Annotated in this window: 19 protein-coding genes and 1 pseudogene; 5 read left to right on the top strand and 15 right to left on the bottom strand. The window is 66.2% G+C overall.

Annotated elements, in window-relative coordinates; all coding sequences use genetic code 11:
• The first annotated feature begins 158 nt into the window (after nucleotides 1-158).
• Nucleotides 159-500: a hypothetical protein gene (locus tag QM789_RS17915; RefSeq protein WP_420353177.1), complete on the top strand. Its 342-nt coding sequence runs from the start codon at nucleotides 159-161 to the stop codon at nucleotides 498-500.
• On the opposite strand, the gene QM789_RS17920 is transcribed toward QM789_RS17915, so the two are convergent.
• Together QM789_RS17920 and QM789_RS17925 are read right to left on the bottom strand one after the other, a co-directional pair.
• On the bottom strand, nucleotides 490-1,017 hold the full coding sequence (locus QM789_RS17920) for a L,D-transpeptidase family protein (protein WP_420353178.1): 528 nt from the start codon (nucleotides 1,015-1,017) through the stop codon (nucleotides 490-492). The two genes, QM789_RS17915 and QM789_RS17920, sit on opposite strands and share 11 nt — an antisense overlap.
• On the bottom strand, nucleotides 1,018-2,193 hold the full coding sequence (locus QM789_RS17925; protein WP_420353179.1) for a MalY/PatB family protein: 1,176 nt from the start codon (nucleotides 2,191-2,193) through the stop codon (nucleotides 1,018-1,020).
• A gap of 124 nt (nucleotides 2,194-2,317) precedes the next feature.
• On the opposite strand from QM789_RS17925, the gene def (QM789_RS17930) reads away from it, so the two are divergent.
• The 3 genes from def (QM789_RS17930) to fmt are packed head-to-tail and all read left to right on the top strand — an operon-like array spanning nucleotide 2,318 to nucleotide 4,254.
• Complete coding sequence (gene def / locus QM789_RS17930; RefSeq protein WP_420353180.1) at nucleotides 2,318-2,860, top strand: peptide deformylase; 543 nt, start codon at nucleotides 2,318-2,320, stop codon at nucleotides 2,858-2,860.
• Nucleotides 2,860-3,357 (top strand): peptide deformylase, encoded by a 498-nt coding sequence (gene def / locus QM789_RS17935; protein ID WP_420353181.1) that lies wholly within the window; start codon nucleotides 2,860-2,862, stop codon nucleotides 3,355-3,357. The genes def (QM789_RS17930) and def (QM789_RS17935) overlap by 1 nt, the downstream gene beginning before the upstream one ends.
• A 3-nt stretch (nucleotides 3,358-3,360) precedes the next feature.
• The gene (gene fmt / locus QM789_RS17940; protein WP_420353182.1) at nucleotides 3,361-4,254 is read left to right on the top strand and encodes a methionyl-tRNA formyltransferase; all 894 of its coding nucleotides are present in this window, start codon (nucleotides 3,361-3,363) and stop codon (nucleotides 4,252-4,254) included.
• A 100-nt stretch (nucleotides 4,255-4,354) separates the two neighbouring features.
• On the opposite strand, the gene QM789_RS17945 is transcribed toward fmt, so the two are convergent.
• The 7 genes and pseudogenes from QM789_RS17945 to QM789_RS17975 form a co-directional block, all read right to left on the bottom strand.
• Nucleotides 4,355-5,425: an ABC transporter substrate-binding protein gene (locus tag QM789_RS17945; RefSeq protein WP_420353183.1), complete on the bottom strand. Its 1,071-nt coding sequence runs from the start codon at nucleotides 5,423-5,425 to the stop codon at nucleotides 4,355-4,357.
• A gap of 130 nt (nucleotides 5,426-5,555) precedes the next feature.
• Nucleotides 5,556-7,151: a GMC family oxidoreductase gene (locus QM789_RS17950; protein WP_420353184.1), complete on the bottom strand. Its 1,596-nt coding sequence runs from the start codon at nucleotides 7,149-7,151 to the stop codon at nucleotides 5,556-5,558.
• Nucleotides 7,152-7,210: 59 nt separating this feature from the next.
• Nucleotides 7,211-8,209: a branched-chain amino acid ABC transporter permease gene (locus QM789_RS17955; protein ID WP_420353185.1), complete on the bottom strand. Its 999-nt coding sequence runs from the start codon at nucleotides 8,207-8,209 to the stop codon at nucleotides 7,211-7,213.
• 1 nt (nucleotide 8,210) lies between these two features.
• Nucleotides 8,211-9,098 carry a branched-chain amino acid ABC transporter permease gene (locus tag QM789_RS17960; RefSeq protein ID WP_420353186.1) on the bottom strand — a complete coding sequence of 296 codons (888 nt, stop codon included), beginning with the start codon at nucleotides 9,096-9,098 and terminating at the stop codon, nucleotides 8,211-8,213.
• Between the two features lies 1 nt (nucleotide 9,099).
• Nucleotides 9,100-9,802, bottom strand: a pseudogene (locus QM789_RS17965) (ABC transporter ATP-binding protein).
• On the bottom strand, nucleotides 9,799-10,572 hold the full coding sequence (locus tag QM789_RS17970; protein WP_420353187.1) for an ABC transporter ATP-binding protein: 774 nt from the start codon (nucleotides 10,570-10,572) through the stop codon (nucleotides 9,799-9,801). The pseudogene QM789_RS17965 and the gene QM789_RS17970 overlap by 4 nt, the downstream one beginning before the upstream one ends.
• A gap of 62 nt (nucleotides 10,573-10,634) precedes the next feature.
• Nucleotides 10,635-11,834, bottom strand: coding sequence for an ABC transporter substrate-binding protein (locus QM789_RS17975; RefSeq protein ID WP_420353188.1), 1,200 nt, complete (start codon nucleotides 11,832-11,834; stop codon nucleotides 10,635-10,637).
• A gap of 165 nt (nucleotides 11,835-11,999) precedes the next feature.
• Here QM789_RS17975 and QM789_RS17980 point away from each other — a divergent pair, with 165 nt between their 5' ends.
• Nucleotides 12,000-12,893, top strand: coding sequence for a LysR family transcriptional regulator (locus QM789_RS17980; protein ID WP_420353189.1), 894 nt, complete (start codon nucleotides 12,000-12,002; stop codon nucleotides 12,891-12,893).
• On the opposite strand, the gene QM789_RS17985 is transcribed toward QM789_RS17980, so the two are convergent.
• From QM789_RS17985 to QM789_RS18010, 6 genes are all read right to left on the bottom strand, one after another.
• Nucleotides 12,894-13,613 (bottom strand): sulfate/molybdate ABC transporter ATP-binding protein, encoded by a 720-nt coding sequence (locus QM789_RS17985; protein WP_420353190.1) that lies wholly within the window; start codon nucleotides 13,611-13,613, stop codon nucleotides 12,894-12,896. It lies immediately after the preceding gene.
• Between the two features lie 8 nt (nucleotides 13,614-13,621).
• Nucleotides 13,622-14,473, bottom strand: a complete 852-nt coding sequence (gene cysW, locus QM789_RS17990) for a sulfate ABC transporter permease subunit CysW (RefSeq protein ID WP_420353191.1) — start codon at nucleotides 14,471-14,473, stop codon at nucleotides 13,622-13,624.
• Nucleotides 14,466-15,296: a sulfate ABC transporter permease subunit CysT gene (cysT, locus tag QM789_RS17995; RefSeq protein WP_420353192.1), complete on the bottom strand. Its 831-nt coding sequence runs from the start codon at nucleotides 15,294-15,296 to the stop codon at nucleotides 14,466-14,468. The genes cysW and cysT overlap by 8 nt, the downstream gene beginning before the upstream one ends.
• Entirely contained in the window at nucleotides 15,297-16,283 is a 987-nt protein-coding gene (locus QM789_RS18000; protein ID WP_420353193.1) for a sulfate ABC transporter substrate-binding protein, read from the bottom strand.
• A 77-nt stretch (nucleotides 16,284-16,360) separates the two neighbouring features.
• Nucleotides 16,361-16,546 carry a hypothetical protein gene (locus QM789_RS18005; RefSeq protein WP_420353194.1) on the bottom strand — a complete coding sequence of 62 codons (186 nt, stop codon included), beginning with the start codon at nucleotides 16,544-16,546 and terminating at the stop codon, nucleotides 16,361-16,363.
• Between the two features lie 242 nt (nucleotides 16,547-16,788).
• Entirely contained in the window at nucleotides 16,789-17,241 is a 453-nt protein-coding gene (locus QM789_RS18010) for an Rrf2 family transcriptional regulator (protein ID WP_420353195.1), read from the bottom strand.
• Nucleotides 17,242-17,396: the final 155 nt, after the last annotated feature.

Here is a 17,396-nt window from a genome sequence, read left to right on the forward strand (position 1 = left end):
GCGCATGCAACCCGGCAATTGTGCAGGGCGGGCCGGGATCTGCACAGGCGCGGGGCGGGCGGGGCATGCGGAAGATGTCACTGTTTCGCAAGGAATCTGTTGTGATTTTACGTTAATGCCTCACACTTCGGGATATGTCGCAACGGGGAGGCCATGCGATGGAGATTCTTTCAAAGGACATCGTGGATGGGCTGCGCAGCGCGGATGCTGGCCGGCGATCGCGGCTGCGGATCCGGACCGGAGGGGACATCCTGCCGGTGCTGCGCTGCTGGCGCGGGGGATTTTCGCTCGATGCCGAACAGATCCGGCATCTGCGCGGGCTGGTGGACCTGTATGACGGGGCGCGGCATCTTTCGACCTGCCTGATCGTCGCGTCGGATGTCGAAGGCGGCGAGCTGATCTGCACCGTCAAGCGCGAAACCCCGGTGACCGACCACGCGCCGCTCGATTTCGAGCGCGCCGAGTCCGCGCCCGCGGGTTTGCTGCCGTTCAGGGCCTGATCTCGACCTCGGCGCCGATCGGGGTCGCGGCGAACAGTTCCGCGATCTGCGCATCGGATAGCGCGATGCAGCCCGCCGTCCAGTCATAGGCCAGCACCTCGCCCTCTGGCCGCCCGTTCGGCTGGCCGTGAAAGAAGATGTCGCCGCCGGGCGAGACCCCGGCCATCCGGGCGCGCTGCCGGTCCTCGGGGCGGGGATAGTCGATGCCGAGCGACAGGTGATAGGCGCTGGCGGCATTGCGCCGGTCGATGCGGAAGCGGCCCTCGGGTGTGCGGCCATCGCCCTGCCGGTCCTTCGCGCCCGTGGGTGTAAAGCCAAGCGCGATCGGCCAGACCCGCGCGGCCTTGTCCCCGACATAGACCGTCATCCGGCGCGCGGCCTTTTCTACCACGATCCGGGTGACGGGGCCTGTCAGCGCCTCGGGCCGTGGCATGGGCGGCGGGCGCAGCGCGAACCAGGCCGCCGCCAGCAGAACGGCGAGCGTCAGGAACGAGAACAGCCCCGCCAGGAACCGCATCTATTGCAGGTCGCCAAAGGCCCGGCTCAGCCGCTCGACCGCCTCGGCCACCCGGGCGCGCGGCGTGGCGAGGTTGAAGCGCAGCCAGCTTTCGCCGCCGGTGCCGAAGCTCGGCCCGTGGTTCGCGGCGATCTTCGCGTCCTTCTCCACCCGCGCGGTGAATTCGGCGGGGCTCATGCCGGTGCCGGAGAAATCCACCCAGGCGAGATAGGTCGCCTCCAGCGGCATCGAGCGCAGCCCCGGGATCGCGTTCACTCCGGCGTCGAACAGCCTGCGGTTGCCGTCGAGATAGGTGACCAGCGCATCGACCCAGGCGGCGCCTTCGGGGCTGAAGGCGGCGGTGGCCATCGCGAGGCCGAAACTGTTCGGCGAGAGGCCGAGCGCCGCCATCCGCCCGGCGAATTTCGCCCGCAGCCCGGGATCGGCGATGATCACATTGCCGGTATGCCCGCCCGCGATGTTGAAGGTCTTGGTCGCCGCCGTCATCATCACCACCGGATCGTCGGTCACCATGGCCATGGGCACATGCCGGTGGCCGGGCATCACCAGATCGTTGTGGATTTCGTCCGACACCAGCACCAGCCCGTGCCGTTTCGCGAACGCCGCGACGCCGCGCAATTCGTCTTCGGTCCAGACCCGCCCGCCCGGATTATGCGGCGAACACAGGATCAGCATCTTCGCATCGGGCCCGACAAGGCTATCCCAGCGGTCGAAATCCATCTGGTAGCGGCCCTCGATCAGCGCGAGCGGGCATTCAACCACCCTGCGCCCCGCCGCGCGGATCACGCGCGCAAAGGCGTGATAGACCGGCGTCATCAGCACGACCCCCTCCCCCGGCGCGGTAAAGGCATCGACGCAGAGGCCCACCCCGTTCACCAGCCCGTGGGTGGTGAAGATCCAGTCGTCCTGAACCTGCCAGCCGTGGCGCGTGGCGAGCCACCAGCGGATCGCGGCCAGATAGTCGTCATTGTCGCCCCAATAGCCGTAGATCCCCTGCCGGATCATCCCCTCCAGCGCGGCCTGAACACAGGCGGGCGGGCGGAAGTCCATATCGGCCACCCACATCGGGATCCCGTCCTGCGGGCTGACGCCGAAGACGCGCTCCATTTCGTCCCATTTGTTGGAATGGGTGCCGATGCGGTTGATGATCTCGTCAAAGTCGGGGGTCTGGGCCATGATCCGTCCTTTCCTGTTGCGGGCAATTGACCATGCCCGCGCGGCCTGTGCAAATGCGCAATTGTTCCGCGCACAAAGGCGCGTGCCCATTGCGCGGCGGGCGGGCATCGCCTAAATCGGGGGCATGACACTCCGCCCGATCCTCATCCATCCCGATCCCCGGCTGAAGAAGCAGTGCGCTCCGGTCGAAGCCGTGGACGACCAGATCCGCAAGCTCGCCGATGACATGCTGGCGACGATGTATGACGCGCCCGGCGTCGGCCTTGCCGCGCCGCAGGTTGGGGTGATGGCGCGGCTTTTCGTGATGGATTGCGTCAAGGACAAGGCCGCCGCGCCCGATCCGATGGTGCTGATCAACCCCGAAATCCTGTGGCAATCCGAAGAGACGAATGTCTACGAGGAAGGCTGCCTCTCGATCCCCGAGCAATATGCCGAAGTGACCCGGCCGAAGGAAGTGCGGATGCGCTGGCTCGGCCTTGATGGCAAGCTGCATGAAGAGCAGTTCGACGGCCTTTGGGCGACCTGCGCGCAGCATGAGAACGACCATCTGGATGGCAAGCTGTTCATCGACTACCTCGGCCCGCTGAAGCGGCAGATGATCACGCGGAAGATGGAAAAGCTGAAGCGCGAACGGGCGCGGGCGGCAAAGGAACAGGGCCTCGCCTGATGGCCGTGCGTCCCTATATCCCCTATGACGACCGGCGGCTGCATACTCCGGCGGAGCCGGTGACAGCGGTGACCGAAACGGTTCGGATGATCTGGGACGACATGATTGAGACGATGGAGGCGATGCCGGGCGTCGGCCTTGCGGCGCCGCAGATCGGAATCATGCTGCGGCTCGCGGTTGTCGACGCCTCGGACAAGCGCGGGCAGGCGGTGCGGATGGCCAATCCCGAGGTGCTCCATGCCTCGGTGCAGTTGCGCAAGCATGACGAAGCCTCGCCGAACCTGCCGGGCGTTTCGGCGGTGATCGAACGGCCCCGCGCGGTGACGGTGCGGTTCCTGAACGACCGGGGCGAGGTCGAGGAACGTGATTTCGTCGGCCTTTGGGCGACCTCGGTGCAGCATCAGATCGACCATCTGAACGGTCGGACCTATCTCGACCACCTGTCGCCGCTTCGCCGCAAGATGCTGGTGCAAAAGGCGAAAAAACAGCAGAGGTAAAAGATGCGCGTGGTGTTCATGGGCACGCCGGAGTTTTCTGTGCCGGTGCTGGAGGCGCTGGCCGCGCATCATGAGGTGATCGCCGTCTATTCGCAGCCGCCCCGCCCGGCGGGACGCGGCAAGAAGGATCGCCCCTCGCCGGTTCACGCCCGGGCCTTGGAACTGGGCCTGCCCGTTCACACGCCGCTGAACTTCCGGGCCGAGGAAACGCGCGCGGAATTTGCCGCGTTGCAGGCCGATATTGCCGTGGTGGTGGCCTATGGGCTGATCCTGCCGCAGGCGGTGCTGGACGCGCCCGCGCAGGGCTGCCTGAACATTCATGCCTCGCTGCTGCCGCGCTGGCGCGGGGCGGCGCCGATCCACCGCGCGATCATGGCGGGGGATGCGGAAACCGGGATCTGCATCATGCGGATGGAGGCGGGGCTGGATACCGGCCCGGTGCTGCTGCGCGAGGCGACGCCGATCGGCGCGACCGAAACCACCGGCGAATTGCACGACCGGCTGAGCCGGATCGGCGCGCGGCTGATCATCGGGGCGCTGGAGCGGATGCCGCTGCCAGAGGTGCCACAGGACGCGGCGGGCGTCACCTATGCCGTCAAGATCGACAAGGCCGAGGCGCGGGTGGACTGGACCCGGCCTGCGGCGGAACTGGTGCGGCAGATCAACGGCTTGTCGCCCTTCCCGGGCGCCTGGACGATGATCGGGGGCGAGCGGGTGAAGCTGCTGCGCGCCGCGCCCGCGCTGGGCGCCGGGGCGCCGGGGGCGGTGCTGGACGGGTTCCGGATCGCCTGCGGCACCGGCGCGCTCGACATTCTTGAGGCGCAGCGCGAGGGCAAGCGCCCGATGCCTGCGGCGGAGATCCTCAAGGGCCTCAGCCTGCCGGACTGTCTGGTGTGACGGGCTGCCTGCCGCCGAACTGACGCCGCCGCCTCGGCCCGCGCCAAACGCGATGTTGGGCCCTGCCGCCCCGAAGGTCACCCCCGGGGCGGCGTGGTTGTCAGTTGGCGAGCCAGCTGATGAAGCGCTCGTTCAGTTCCGCGTCATGATCGACCCAGAAGTCGAGGTTCGACGCCAGCGCATTGGTCATGTTCGCCTCGAAGGTCGGCAGGTTCGGGCCCATCGGCACGTCGGTGCCTTCGATATTGCCGACCGTGGCGGCGGCCGATTTGCGCGGCGGGCCGTAGCTGATGAATTCCGCCGCCCGGGCCTGCGGCGCGGTCGAGGTCGAATAGGTGATGAATTTCATCGCATCCGCGGCATTCGGCGCGCCCTTCGGGATGACCCAGCCCTCCATCTCATAGATCTGCGCGTCCCAGATGATCTTGAACGGCTTGCCTTCCTGTTGCGCGGCGCTGAAGATCCGGCCGTTGAAGGCATAGGCCATCGTCACTTCGCCATCGGCGAGCAGTTGCGGCGGCTGCGCGCCCGCTTCCCACCAGATCACGTCCTTCTTGATCGCTTCGAGCTTCTTGAACGCCCGCTCCACCCCGTCGGGCGTGCCGAGCACCTCATAGACCTGCGCGGCGGGCACGCCATCGGCCATCAGCGCCAGTTCGAGGTTGAACTTCGCGCCCTTGCGCATCGTGCGCTTGCCGGGGAATTTCGCGGTGTCGAAGAAATCCGCAGGCGTCGTGGGCTTCGCCTCGGGGAATTTGCTGTCGTCATAGGTCAGGACCATCGAATAGACATCGGTGCCGATGAAGCATTCGGTGATCGCGCCGGGGATGAAATCGTCCGCCGCCGGGGTGCCGTCGGGCGCCGGGGTCAGGATCGCCGGGTCGATCGGTTCGAGCAGCCCCTCGTCGCACAGACGCACCGCATCGGCATATTCGACCGAGGCGACATCGGCGCTGACATTGCCGGCCTCGACCATCGCCTTGATCGGCGTCGCGGGGTTGTCGGCGTCGGAAACCGTGACCTTGATCCCGGTCTCGGCCTCGAACGGCCGGACATAGGCCTGAACATGGCTGTTGCCATAGGCGCCGCCCCAGGACAACAGGTTCACATCCGCGAACCCCGGCGAGGCCAGAAGGCCGAGCGCGGTGGTCAGGGTGAGGGTTCTTCTCATCTGGTTCTCCAACTGCATTCAATCTGCGCTTCGGCGCGCTTTCTGTTTGGCCGGGGCGGAATCCGCTTCGACAGTCAGAGCGGACGCCATCCGGTGGCTCGCTGTCAAGCCGTCATGTTGGATCATGGTATCAGCGCGCATCCTCCAGGATCATCCGCGCCGCCTTTTCGGCGATCATCAGCGTCGGCGAATTGGTGTTGCCGCTGGTGATCGTCGGCATGACAGAGGCATCCGCAATCCGCAGCCGCCCGAGCGCGCGGAACCGCAGCCGGGGATCCACCACCGACCCCTCATCCGCCCCCATCCGGCAGGTACCGACGGGGTGGAAGATCGTGGTGCCCACGTCGCCCGCCGCCTTCACCAGTTCGTCATGGCTCTGGCAGGCGGCGCCGGGCTTGTATTCCTCGGGCCGGAAGCGGGCGAAGGCGGGCTGTTCCGCGATGTGCCGCGTCAGGCGCAGGGAGCGCACGGCCACCTCGCGGTCGCCCTCGGTCGAGAGGTAATTCGGCACGATCGCCGGATGGGCGCGGAAATCCGGGCTTTTCGCATGGACCGTGCCGCGGCTTTCGGGGCGCAGGTTGCACACGCTCGCCGTCATTGCCGGGAAGGGATGCACCGGATCGCCGAATTTGTCGAGGCTGACCGGCTGGACGTGGAACTCCAGATCCGCCGTCGCCTTGTCCGGGCCGGAGCGGGTGAAGATGCCAAGCTGGCTTGGCGCCATCGACATCGGCCCCGAGCGTTTCAGCAGGTATTCGAGCCCGATCGACGCCTTGCCCAACAGGCTCGACGCCTTTTCGTTCAGCGTCGGCACGCCGGTGACCTTGAACACCATCCGCAGTTGCAGATGGTCCTGAAGGTTGCCACCCACGTCGGGCACCTCGACCTGCGGCGTGATCCCGGCGGCCTGAAGCGCCGCGCCATGGCCCACGCCCGACAGTTCCAGCAGATGCGGCGAGCCGACCGCCCCCGCCGACAGGATCGTCTCCCGCGCGGCGCGGGCCTCCTTGCGCTGGCCCTCGTGGTGGAAGACGACGCCCTTCACCTCACCCGTCTCGATGATCAGCCGTTCGGCCTGCGCGCCGGTCAGCACGCGCAGGTTCGCCCGCCCCGCCGCCGGGCGCAGGAAGGCTTTCGAGGTGTTCCAGCGGATGCCCGAGCGCTGGTTCACGTCGAAATAGCCGCCGCCCTCGTTGTCGCCGGAGTTGAAATCCTCGGTGCGGGGGATGCCCGCCTGCACCGCGGCCTCAAGAAAGGCATCCAGAACGTCCCACCGCACCCGGGCCTTTTCCACCCGCCATTCGCCGCCCGCGCCATGCAGATCGGACGCGCCGCGGTAGAAATCCTCCTGCGCCTTGAACAGCGGCAGCACATCGTCCCAGCCCCAGCCGGTGCAGCCCATCTGCCGCCAGTGGTCGTAATCCGCCGCCTGCCCGCGCATGTAGATCATGCCGTTGATCGACGAGCAGCCGCCCAGCACCCGCCCGCGCGGATAGACGAGCGCGCGCCCGTTCAGCCCCGGATCGGGTTCCGTCTTGAACCCCCAATCGGTGCGCGGATTGCCGATGCAGTAGAGATAACCCACCGGGATATGGATCCAGTGGTAGTTGTCCCGGCCTCCGGCCTCAAGCAGCAGAACCCGGTTGCGCGGATCGGCCGAGAGCCGGTTCGCCAGCACGCATCCCGCGCTGCCGGCGCCGATGATGATATAGTCGTAGCTGTCCATGTCTGGTCTCCTCCCCCTGCGCGGGGCAGGGGGGCTGGGAAGGCGCGGATCGCGGTCCTTCAGTTGTCTGCTTTGTATCCGAGTTTTTTGGCGATTTTTGTTGCGTAGAACTCGCCGACGAGTCCGCGCCGGAAGAGCAGCACGCAGATCATGAAGACGAGGCCGGTGATGATGGTGACGGGGAAGTCGGAGGTTGCGAGGTAGTTTTGCAGCGTCACCACCAGGCCCGCGCCGAAGACCGGTCCGGCGAGGGTTCCGATGCCGCCGAGCAGCGTCATCAGGATGACTTCGCCCGACATCTGCCAGCCGACATCGGTGAGGGTGGCGAACTGGAAGACCAGCGCCTTGACCCCTCCGGCGAGGCCCGCGAGGGCGGCCGACATCACGAAGGCGCCGAGCTTGTATTGCACCACCGACAGGCCGAGCGAGACGGCGCGCTGTTCGTTCTCGCGGATCGCCTTGAGGATCATGCCGAAGGGCGAATTGACGAAGCGCCAGATCACCGCGAGCCCGACCAGGAACACGCCCAGTACGAAGTAATACATGTTCATCGTCTGGCTCAGGTCGATCAGGCCGAACAGATGGCCGCGCGGCACCGACTGGATGCCATCCTCGCCATGGGTGAACTTCGCCTGGAGGCAGAAGAAGTAGAACATCTGCGACAGCGCGAGCGTGATCATCGCGAAATAGATCCCCTGCCGGCGGATCGCGATCGCGCCGATGATCAGGCCCAGAACCGACGCCCCGGCGACGCCGACGACAAGCCCGAGTTCCGGCGTCAGCCCCCATTCCTTCACCGCATGGGCGGTGAAATAGGCCGAGCCGCCAAAGAACGCCGCATGGCCGAAGGACAACAGCCCGGTATAGCCCAGCAGCAGGTTGAAGGCCGCCGCGAAGAGCGCGAAGCACAGCAGTTTCATCACGAAGATCGGATAGACGAAGAACGGTGCCGCCAGCAGCGCCGCGAGCAGCACCAGCAGGACCACGGTCTTCAGCGCCCCGGCCGCCGGGCTGACAGCCACGACCGGAGCCGCGGCGGGTTTGGATTCATGCGCCATCTCAGCTCTCCTTCCCGAACAGGCCCGCGGGCCGCAGGATCAGCACGATTGCCATGATCACGAAGATCACGATGTTGGAGGCCTCGGGATAGAAGACCTTGGTCAGCCCCTCGGCCACGCCCAGCAGGTAGCCGGTGACGATGGCGCCCAGGATCGAGCCCATGCCGCCGACGACGACCACCGCGAAGACGACGATGATCAGGTTCGTCCCCATCAGCGGCGAGACCTGATAGACCGGCGCCGCCAGCACCCCCGCGAAGGCCGCGAGCGCCGCGCCGAGCGCATAGGTCAGCGTCAGCAGCAGCGGCACGTTGACCCCGAAGGCCTGCACCAGGGTCGGGTTCTCGGTCGCCGCCCGGAGGTAGGCGCCCAGCTTCGTCTTTTCGATCACCAGCCAGACCGCGATGCAGACCGCGAGCGAGGCCACGACCACCCAGCCGCGATAGATCGGCAGGAACATGAAGCCTAGGTTCACCGCGCCCGTCAGCGCCTTCGGCGGCGCATAGGGCTGCCCGGAGGCGCCGAAGAAATAGCGGAACGTCCCCTCGATCGTCAGCGCGAGGCCGAAGGTGAACAGCAGGCCATAGAGATGGTCCAGTTTATAGAGCCGCGACAGCATCGTGCGTTCGATCACCGCGCCGCCAAGGCCGACCAGCAGCGGCGAGAGCACCAGCGCGATCCAGTAGTTCACGCCCGCGAATTTCGCCAGAAGCAGCGCCGCGAAGGCGCCGAGCATGTATTGCGCGCCATGGGCGAAATTGATCACCCGGAGCAGGCCGAAGATCACCGCCAGCCCCAGCGACAGCAGCGCGTAGAAGCTGCCGTTGATCAGCCCCACCAGCAGCTGCCCCATCAGGGCCTGGAGGGGGACGCCGAAAATCATTGTCATCTCACACCCCCAGTTCGCGGTGCAGCAGGTCCATGTTCTGCGCGAGTTCGCCCACCGGGAACTCGGCCACCATCTGGCCATGGTCCATCAGATAGAAGCGGTCGGCGACCTTGGCGGCAAAGCGGAAGTTCTGCTCGACCAGCACCACGGTCATGCCGCGCTGCTTGAGCTTGACCAGAACATCGCCGATCGCCTGGATGATCACCGGGGCCAGCCCCTCGGTCGGTTCATCGAGCAGCAGGCAGCGCGCGCCGGTGCGCAGGATCCGCGCCAGCGCCAGCATCTGCTGCTCCCCGCCCGAGAAGCTTCGTGCCGGGGCTGCTACGGCGTTCCTTCAGATTCGGGAACAGCTCGTAGATCTCGGCCACCGACATGCCGCCCTCGGCGACCTTTGGCGGCAGCATCAGGTTTTCCTCCACCGTCAGGCTGGCGAAGATCCCGCGCTCCTCGGGGATGAAGCCGAGCCCCGCGCGCGCCGTGTGATGCAGCGGGACCGACATCATGTCCTTGCCCGCGAAGGTGATGTCGCCGGTGCGCTTGCGCAGCAGCCCCATGATCGTGCGCAGCGTCGTCGTCTTCCCCATGCCGTTGCGGCCAAGGATGCAGATCATCTCGCCTTCGGCGACATTCATGGTCACGCCGTGCAGGACATGGCTTTCGCCATACCAGGCGTGCAGGTTCCTTACGTCCAGAAGCGCCGTCATGCTTCGGTCCCCATATAGGCGGTGCGCACGCGCGGATCGGCCGAGACATGGGCATAGTCGCCCTCGGCGATGATCTCGCCGCGTTGCAGCACGGTGACGGTGTGGCAGATGTCGGCGACGACGCTGAGGTTGTGCTCGACCATCAGCACGGCGCGGTGGCGGGCGACCTCGCGGATGATCTCGGCCACCATCCGCACGTCCTCCTGCCCCATCCCCGCGAGCGGTTCATCGAGCAGCAGCACCTCGGGATCGAGCGCCAGCGTGGTGGCGATCTCCAGCACCCGCTTGCGGCCATAGCTCAGATCCGCCGCCCGCGTGTCGCGGTATTGCGTGAGCCCCAGATCGTCGATCAGCACCTCCGCCCGTTCGTTCAGCCGGTCGAGCGCCGACATCGGCAGCCAGAACTGCGTTGCCAGGTTGTTCGGCCGCTGCAAGGCCACGCGGACATTCTCCAGCACCGTCAGATGCGGAAACACCGCCGAGATCTGGAACGACCGCACCAGCCCCATCCGCGCCACCCGATCCGGACGGGTCCGGGTGATATCCGTGCCCAGAAGCGTGATCTGCCCCCGCGTCGGTTGCAGGAATTTCGTCAGCAGGTTGAAAACCGTGGTTTTCCCCGCTCCGTTCGGCCCGATCAACGCATGGATCCGGGCATGATGCACATCCAGATCCACGTTGTTCACAGCCGTGAACCCACCAAAATCCCGACCCAACCCACGCGCAGACAAGACAACGCGGGGTTCGGAGGCCGGACTGTCCAGTGCCATGGTTGTTCCTCCCTTGTTGTTCGGAACCTGCCGGGGCACCCGTGGGGCCCGGCAGGTGGCGCTCATTTCACCAGCGGACAGCCGCTTTTGGCCGGGTCCAGATAGGCCTGATCGCCCGGGATCGTGGCGATGACCTTGTAGTAATCCCAAGGGGTGGTGATCTCGCCCGGCGCCTTCACTTCCATCAGATAGACGTCCGAAATCATCCGTCCGTTCGGCGCCACCTTGCCGGTATGGGTGAAGACGTCATCCACCGGCAGTTCGTGCAGCTTCGCCGCCACGGCCTCGGTTTCGTCCGTGCCCGCCGCCTGAATCGCCTTCAGATAGGAGGTCACGGCGGAATAGGTGCCGGCATGGACCATGTTCGGCATCGCGCCGGTGCGCTCGAAGAACCGTTGCGCGAAGGCGCGGGTTTCGTCGTTCATGTTCCAGTAGAAGCTCTCGGTCAGGTTCAGACCCTGCGCGGCCTCGGCGCCGATGCCGTTCACCTCGGCGATGGTGAACAGCAGCGCGGCCATCTTCTGCCCGCCCTGGGTGATGCCGAATTCGGCCGCCTGCTTGATCGCGTTCTGCGTATCCGCCCCGGCATTGGCGAGGCCGACGATCTTCGCGCCCGAGGCCTGTGCCTGGAGCAGGAAGGAGGAGAAATCGGTCGTCGCCAGCGGGTGGCGCACCGATCCGACGACCGTGCCGCCCTGCGATTTCACGAAATTCGCGGTGTTCTCTTCGAGCGAGTAGCCGAAGGCATAGTCGGCGGTCAGGAAGAACCAGCTGTCGCCGCCCGCCTGCACCAGCGCGCCGCCGGTGCCCACGGCCAGCGCATGGGTGTCATAGGCCCAGTGGAAGCCGTAGGGCGAGCATTGCTTGCCGGTCAGTTCCGTCGTCGCGGCGCCGGTGTTGATGGTGATTTTCTTCTTCTCAAGGCTCAGCGCCTGCACCGCCAGCCCGACCGAGGACGAGGTGAGTTCCATGATGCTGTCGACCTGATCGGTGTCATACCATTGCCGCGCGATGTTCGAGGCGATGTCGGCCTTGTTCTGGTGGTCGGCGGTGACGACCTCGATCGGCGCGTCGAGCACCTTGCCGCCGAAATCCTCCGCCGCCATCTTCGCGGCCTCATAGGAAAACTTCCCGCCGAAATCGGCATAAACGCCCGACTGGTCGTTCAGGATACCGATCTTCACCTTGCCGTCGGACACTTCGGCATGGGCCGGAACGGCCAGTGCCGCGACCGATGTCGCGGACAGAAGCAGTTTGCGCATGTTTCTCTCCCCTGAGAACGCTGCCCCGTGGTGGGGCAATTCGTCGCGGGCTGCGGCTCCTCTCCGCGCCCCCTGCGTCACTGTGCGGGCAATCATGCTTTGACACAAGAGTTCAGGACTGATTGATTTCGCACAGGTTCCGAACGTTTTTGAACAGGGGGGCGGATGTTCAGTTGGGATGACATGCAATTCTTCCTCGCCGTCGCGCGGGAGGGGCAGCTGTCGCGTGCGGCACGGCTGCTGAACACCTCGCATGTCACCGTGTCGCGCCGGATCGACCGGCTGGAAGAGGCGCTGCACCTGCGGCTGTTCGAGCGCAACCCGCGCGGCTATGAACTCACCGCCGCGGGCCGCCGGATGGTGGATCAGGCCGAGCGGATGGAGGCGGCGGCGAGCGAGGTCACCGCCACGCAGGGCGCGGGTGCGGGGCAGGCGGGGCCGATGCGCATCGCCATGCCGGAGGGCTTCGGGCGGTTTTTCGCGGCCAATCTGCTGCCGGAATTCGTCAGCCGGTTTCCGCGGATCTCGCTCGAAATGGTGGCGCTGTCGCAGGTTCTGGCGCTGTCGCGGCGGGAGGCGGATATTTCCGTCACGCTCGACCCCTATAAAAGCGGGCCCTACCGGTCGGAGAAGATCGTGGATTACACGCTGCACCTGTATGCGACCGAGGCCTATCTGGCCGCGCATCCGCCGATCCTGCGCCGCGCCGATCTGCCCGCCCACCGCTTCATCGGCTATATCGAGGAGATGATCTTCGCGCCCGGGCTCGACTATCTGCGCGATGTCCATCCCGACCTCCGCCCCGAGATCAAGAGCGCCAGCATCTTCAACCAGCTGACCGCCGGGCTGCACGGGCTGGGGGTGGTCATCTTGCCGGATTTCCTGGCCTGCCGCTATCCGGCGCTGCGGCTGCTGTTGCCCGAGGAGGTCGAACTGCACCGGACCTACTGGCTGACCTGCCACCGCGACGTGCGGCAGGCGCGGCGTGAACGCGCGGTCATCGCCTTCATGATGGAGGGGCTGCGGTCGCGGGCCGGGATGCTCCGGCACGCGGGCTGATCAGGCGGTGATGAAGTCGCGCACGAAGGGCGTGGCGGGGCGGGCGCGGATGTCCTGCGGACGGCCGATCTGTTCGATCCGGCCCATCGACATCACCACCACCAGATCGGCGAGTTCCATCGCCTCTTCCTGGTCATGGGTGACGAAGATCGTGGTCAGGCCGGTGGTGTCGTGGATCTCGCGCAGGCCGTGGCGGAGTTCCTTGCGCACCTTCGCATCCAGCGCGCCGAAGGGTTCGTCGAGCAGCAGCATCCGCGGCTCGATCGCCAGCGCCCGGGCCAGCGCAACCCGCTGCCGCTGCCCGCCCGAAAGCTGCGACGGGTAGCGGGGGCCGATCTCGGGCAGTTGGATCAGGTCGAGGAGTTTCCCCACCCGGCGGGTGATTTCCTCCCGCGGCGGGCGGCTTGCACGGGGGCGGGCGCGCAGGCCGTAGGCGATGTTCTCGAACACCGTCATGTGGCGGAAGAGCGCGTAGCTTTGGAACACGAAGCCCGCGCGGCGGTCCTGTACCGTCAGGCCGGTGGCGTCATGACCGTCGAACAGCACGCGCCCGGATGTGGGATATTCCAGCCCGCCGAGGATGCGCAGAAGCGTCGTCTTGCCCGATCCAGAGGGGCCGAGCAACGCGACCAGCGCCCCGCTCGGGAGGGTGAGGGACACCGGATGCAGCGCGGCGGTGGTGCCGAAGGTCTTGGCGATTTCGTCGATCTCGATATGCATGGCGGCCCTCAATGGCGATGGGTAGCGGCAAGCTGGTCGGCATAGCGCAGTTCCAGCGCGGTCTTGACGAGCAGCGTCACCAGCCCGAGCGTGGCAAGCAGCGCCGCGAGCGAAAAGGCCGCGACGGACAGATATTCGTTATACAGCATCTCGATCCCCAGCGGCATGGTCACCGTCTGGCCCCGGATCTTGCCCGAAACCACCGCCACGGCACCGAATTCGCCCATCGCGCGCGCATTGCACAGCAGCACGCCATAAAGCAGCGCCCAGCGGATATTCGGCAGCGTCACCGTCAGGAACACCCGCCAGCCCGAAGCACCGAGCGTCAGCGCGGCCTCTTCCTCGGCCCGGCCCTGTTCGATCATGACGGGGATCAACTCGCGCGCGACGAAGGGGAAGGTGACGAACATGGTCGCCAGCACGATGCCGGGCAGGGCAAAGACGATCGGCCAGCCCTGCGCCACCAGCCAGCCGCCCACCGCCGTATTCGCCCCGAAGGCCAGCACGAAGCACAGCCCCGCCACCACGGGCGAAACCGAAAACGGCAGGTCGATCAGCGTGATCAGGAACGCCTTGCCGCGGAAGTCGAATTTGGTGATCAGCCAAGCGGCGGCCAGCCCGAACACCGCCGTCGCCGGCACCGAGATCGCGGCGATCAGCAGCGTCAGCCGGATCGCGGCCAGCGCATCGGGCTGCGTGAGCGCATCGAGCGCGGCCGCCCAGCCCTTGGCCAGCGCCTCGGCAAAGACCACGGCCAGCGGCGCGAAGATCAGCACGCCCAGCCCCAGCACGGCGAGCGCGATCAGCGCCAGCCGGACCGCCCGGGGTTCCTCGGTTGCATTGCGAAAGCGCTTAGACATGTCCGATCCTCCTGCGGCTCCAGATCTGGATCAGGTTGATCGCCAGCAGCAACGCGAAGGAAATCACCAGCATGGCGAGGCCGATGGCCGCTGCCGCGTCATAGTTGAATTCTTCAAGCTGGATCACGATCAGGAGCGGCGCGATTTCGGTGCGCAGCGGGATATTGCCCGCGATGAAGATCACCGAACCGTATTCCCCCACCGCCCGCGCCAGCGCCAGCGCAAAGCCCGTGAGCGCGGCGGGCGCCAGCATCGGCAGCACCACCCGGCGCAGCGTATAGAACCGCGAGGCGCCGAGCGTGGCCGATGCCTCCTCGACCTCGCGCTCGATCTCCTCGATCACCGGCTGCACAGTGCGGGTGACGAAGGGCAGGCCGACGAAGACCAGCGCGAGGAAGATGCCCCATTGGGTATAGGCGATCTTCCAGCCGATTTCCTTCGCCAGGCTGCCGAAGACGCCGTTGGGCGCATATAGCGCGGTCAGCGCGATCCCGGCGACGGCGGTGGGCAGCGCGAAGGGCAGGTCCACCGCCGCATCCAAAATCCGCCGCCCCGGAAACCGGTAGCGCGCCAGCACCCAGGCCAGAATCCCTCCGAACACCAGGTTGAACGCCGCCGCCAGAAACGCCAGCCGGAACGACAGGAGCAGCGCCGCCCAGACCCGTTCGCGGTTGACCACCTGCCAGATCTCGGCGGGGCCGAACATCACGCCGCGCAGGATCAGAGCCCCGATCGGGATCAGCACCACCAGCGACAGCAGGAACACGGTGATGCCGAGGCTGATCCCCAGCCCCGGCATCGGCGATTTCCGGACCAGCGCCATCTATTTCGCCGTATAGATCTGGTCGAAGATGCCGCCGTCGCCGAAATGTTCGGGCTGCACCTTGGCCCAGCCGCCGAAATCCTCGATCGTCACCAGATCGAGCTTCGGGAACCGGGCGACATCCGCCGGATCGGCCTTCGACGTGTCCCAGGCGCGGTAGAAATGCTTGAAGGCCAGCGCCTGTGCTTCGGGCGAATAGAGGTAGGTCAGGTATTCGGTCGCCAGCTTCTCCTGCTCGGCACCCTTGATATTGCCGGGCACCAGCGCGACGGGCGGCTCCGCCAGAACGGAAACCGAGGGCACAACGATGTCGAACTGATCCTCGCCCAGCTCCTGCTGCGCCAGATAGGCCTCGTTTTCCCAGGCCAGCAGCACATCGCCGATGCCGCGCTGAGCGAATGTGTTGGTCGATCCGCGCGCCCCGGTATCCAGCACCGGCACATGGGCGAACAGATCCTTCAGGAAGGCCTTCGGATCCTGCCCGGCTTTTTCGGCCCAGGCCCAGGCGGCGAGGTAGTTCCAGCGCGCCCCGCCCGAGGTCTTCGGATTCGGCGTGATCACCTCGATGCCGTCCTTGACCAGATCGCCCCAGTCCTTGATCCCCTTCGGGTTCCCTTCGCGCACCAGAAAGACGATGGTCGAGGTATAGGGCGAGGAATTGTGCGGCAGCTTCGATTGCCAATCCGCCGGCAGCTTGCCCGTGGCCGCGATCTTGTCGATGTCGGAGGCCAGCGCCAGCGTCACCACCTGAGCATTCAGCCCGTCGATCACCGCACGGGCCTGCGCGCCGGAGCCGCCGTTCGAGGTTTCGACCTTCGCGGGGGCGTTGCCCTGCGCTTCCCAATGCTGTTCGAACAGCGTGTTATAGGCGCGGTAAAGCTCCCGTGTCGGGTCATAGCTGACGTTCAGCAGGTTTTCCGCATGCACGGGCGCGGCAAGGGCGATGGCCGCAAGCGCGCCGCGCAGGAGAGTGGGGATGACGGTCATGGGAGTCCCTGTTTTTCGGGGGCCTGATGTCGGGCCTGGATTGCGGGGGGCCGCCGGATGGCCCGGCGGCCTTGGGCTCATCGCGCCGCGCTGGTGGCCAGCACGTCGACGCGGATGTCCCACAGCGATCTGTCGCGATGGCGCAGAAGCTCCTGCGCCGCCTCCTCGGGGTTGCGGGTGAACAGCGCGAGTGGCGTGCCGTTCACGCGATGCGGGCGGCCGGTGCGGCGGTCCACGAGGCTCACGGAATAGGTCTGGCCCATCTCAGCCTCCGATGCAGGTCATGGGGGCGCCTCGGCTGGGGCGCGGTGGGACGGGGAACGTCATGGCGGCAACTCCTTCCTGGGCTGGGGGCCTTGGCTGTCGGGCCGAGGCCGTCGGGGTCCATGAGGTTAATATCGACCGAGTTTGTCGTTTTTAGCAACGGAAAATATCGGGTGAAAATACACCCCGTAAGAGAATAAAATTCTCAGTTCCGGGAAGAATCTTGCTGTCTTGCGGAGAACTATTCGCCCACGATCTGCTCGGCCACGGCGCCCGAGCGCATCATGTCCTCAAGCGTCAGCGAGTCGATCAGCACGAGATAGGACCAGAACACCTCGGCGAAAACCCGGCGGATGCGGCAACTGGCCTCGTCCGCGCAATCCTCGCAGCGCTGATAGGCCGAGCGCGACAGGCAGGGCAGCGGGGCGATCGGCCCGTCGATCCGGCGCAGCAGGTCCGAGATCGAAATCTCCGAGGGCTTCCGGACCAGGGTATAGCCGCCGCTCCGGCCCCGGCTTGATGCGATCACGCCGGTCTTGCGGATTTCCAGCAGGATATGCTCCAGAAAACGCTTCGGCGCATCCGAACGCCGCGCGATCTCCTCGATCGTCAGGGCCTCCGGAGTCTCCCGCGCGGCCTCGTCGGCGAGCGTCAGAAGGGCCTTGAGCGCATATTTCATCTTCTGGGTCAGCATGGTCCAGATCTACGGGCGCACCGATGGGGAATCAATCCACGACTGGCAAGGGCGTGATTCTCTCCGGAGCGGATGGCCGGGGTGGTGCGTATTTATTATACCGTTATTCCAGTGTGTTGTAAGAAATCTCCGTAAATCACGACAAGATAGGTAGA

This window comes from Paenirhodobacter sp. (assembly GCF_047600745.1).
Classification (GTDB): Bacteria; Pseudomonadota; Alphaproteobacteria; order Rhodobacterales; family Rhodobacteraceae; genus Rhodobacter.

Bases quoted from the DNA above. Each gene is read 5' to 3' on its own strand.
- QM789_RS18000 (WP_420353193.1), bottom strand. From the start codon at position 16,283: ATGACCGTCATCCCCACTCTCCTGCGCGGCGCGCTTGCGGCCATCGCC.
- QM789_RS18010 (WP_420353195.1), bottom strand. From the start codon at position 17,241: ATGCTGACCCAGAAGATGAAATATGCGCTCAAGGCCCTTCTGACGCTC.
- QM789_RS17950 (WP_420353184.1), bottom strand. From the start codon at position 7,151: ATGGACAGCTACGACTATATCATCATCGGCGCCGGCAGCGCGGGATGC.
- def (WP_420353180.1), top strand. From the start codon at position 2,318: ATGACACTCCGCCCGATCCTCATCCATCCCGATCCCCGGCTGAAGAAG.
- QM789_RS17985 (WP_420353190.1), bottom strand. From the start codon at position 13,613: ATGCATATCGAGATCGACGAAATCGCCAAGACCTTCGGCACCACCGCC.
- QM789_RS17945 (WP_420353183.1), bottom strand. From the start codon at position 5,425: ATGAGAAGAACCCTCACCCTGACCACCGCGCTCGGCCTTCTGGCCTCG.
- QM789_RS17925 (WP_420353179.1), bottom strand. From the start codon at position 2,193: ATGGCCCAGACCCCCGACTTTGACGAGATCATCAACCGCATCGGCACC.
- QM789_RS17920 (WP_420353178.1), bottom strand. From the start codon at position 1,017: ATGCGGTTCCTGGCGGGGCTGTTCTCGTTCCTGACGCTCGCCGTTCTG.
- QM789_RS17970 (WP_420353187.1), bottom strand. From the start codon at position 10,572: ATGGCACTGGACAGTCCGGCCTCCGAACCCCGCGTTGTCTTGTCTGCG.
- QM789_RS18005 (WP_420353194.1), bottom strand. From the start codon at position 16,546: ATGGGCCAGACCTATTCCGTGAGCCTCGTGGACCGCCGCACCGGCCGC.
- QM789_RS17980 (WP_420353189.1), top strand. From the start codon at position 12,000: ATGTTCAGTTGGGATGACATGCAATTCTTCCTCGCCGTCGCGCGGGAG.
- QM789_RS17915 (WP_420353177.1), top strand. From the start codon at position 159: ATGGAGATTCTTTCAAAGGACATCGTGGATGGGCTGCGCAGCGCGGAT.
- cysT (WP_420353192.1), bottom strand. From the start codon at position 15,296: ATGGCGCTGGTCCGGAAATCGCCGATGCCGGGGCTGGGGATCAGCCTC.
- def (WP_420353181.1), top strand. From the start codon at position 2,860: ATGGCCGTGCGTCCCTATATCCCCTATGACGACCGGCGGCTGCATACT.
- QM789_RS17960 (WP_420353186.1), bottom strand. From the start codon at position 9,098: ATGACAATGATTTTCGGCGTCCCCCTCCAGGCCCTGATGGGGCAGCTG.
- fmt (WP_420353182.1), top strand. From the start codon at position 3,361: ATGCGCGTGGTGTTCATGGGCACGCCGGAGTTTTCTGTGCCGGTGCTG.
- cysW (WP_420353191.1), bottom strand. From the start codon at position 14,473: ATGTCTAAGCGCTTTCGCAATGCAACCGAGGAACCCCGGGCGGTCCGG.
- QM789_RS17975 (WP_420353188.1), bottom strand. From the start codon at position 11,834: ATGCGCAAACTGCTTCTGTCCGCGACATCGGTCGCGGCACTGGCCGTT.
- QM789_RS17955 (WP_420353185.1), bottom strand. From the start codon at position 8,209: ATGGCGCATGAATCCAAACCCGCCGCGGCTCCGGTCGTGGCTGTCAGC.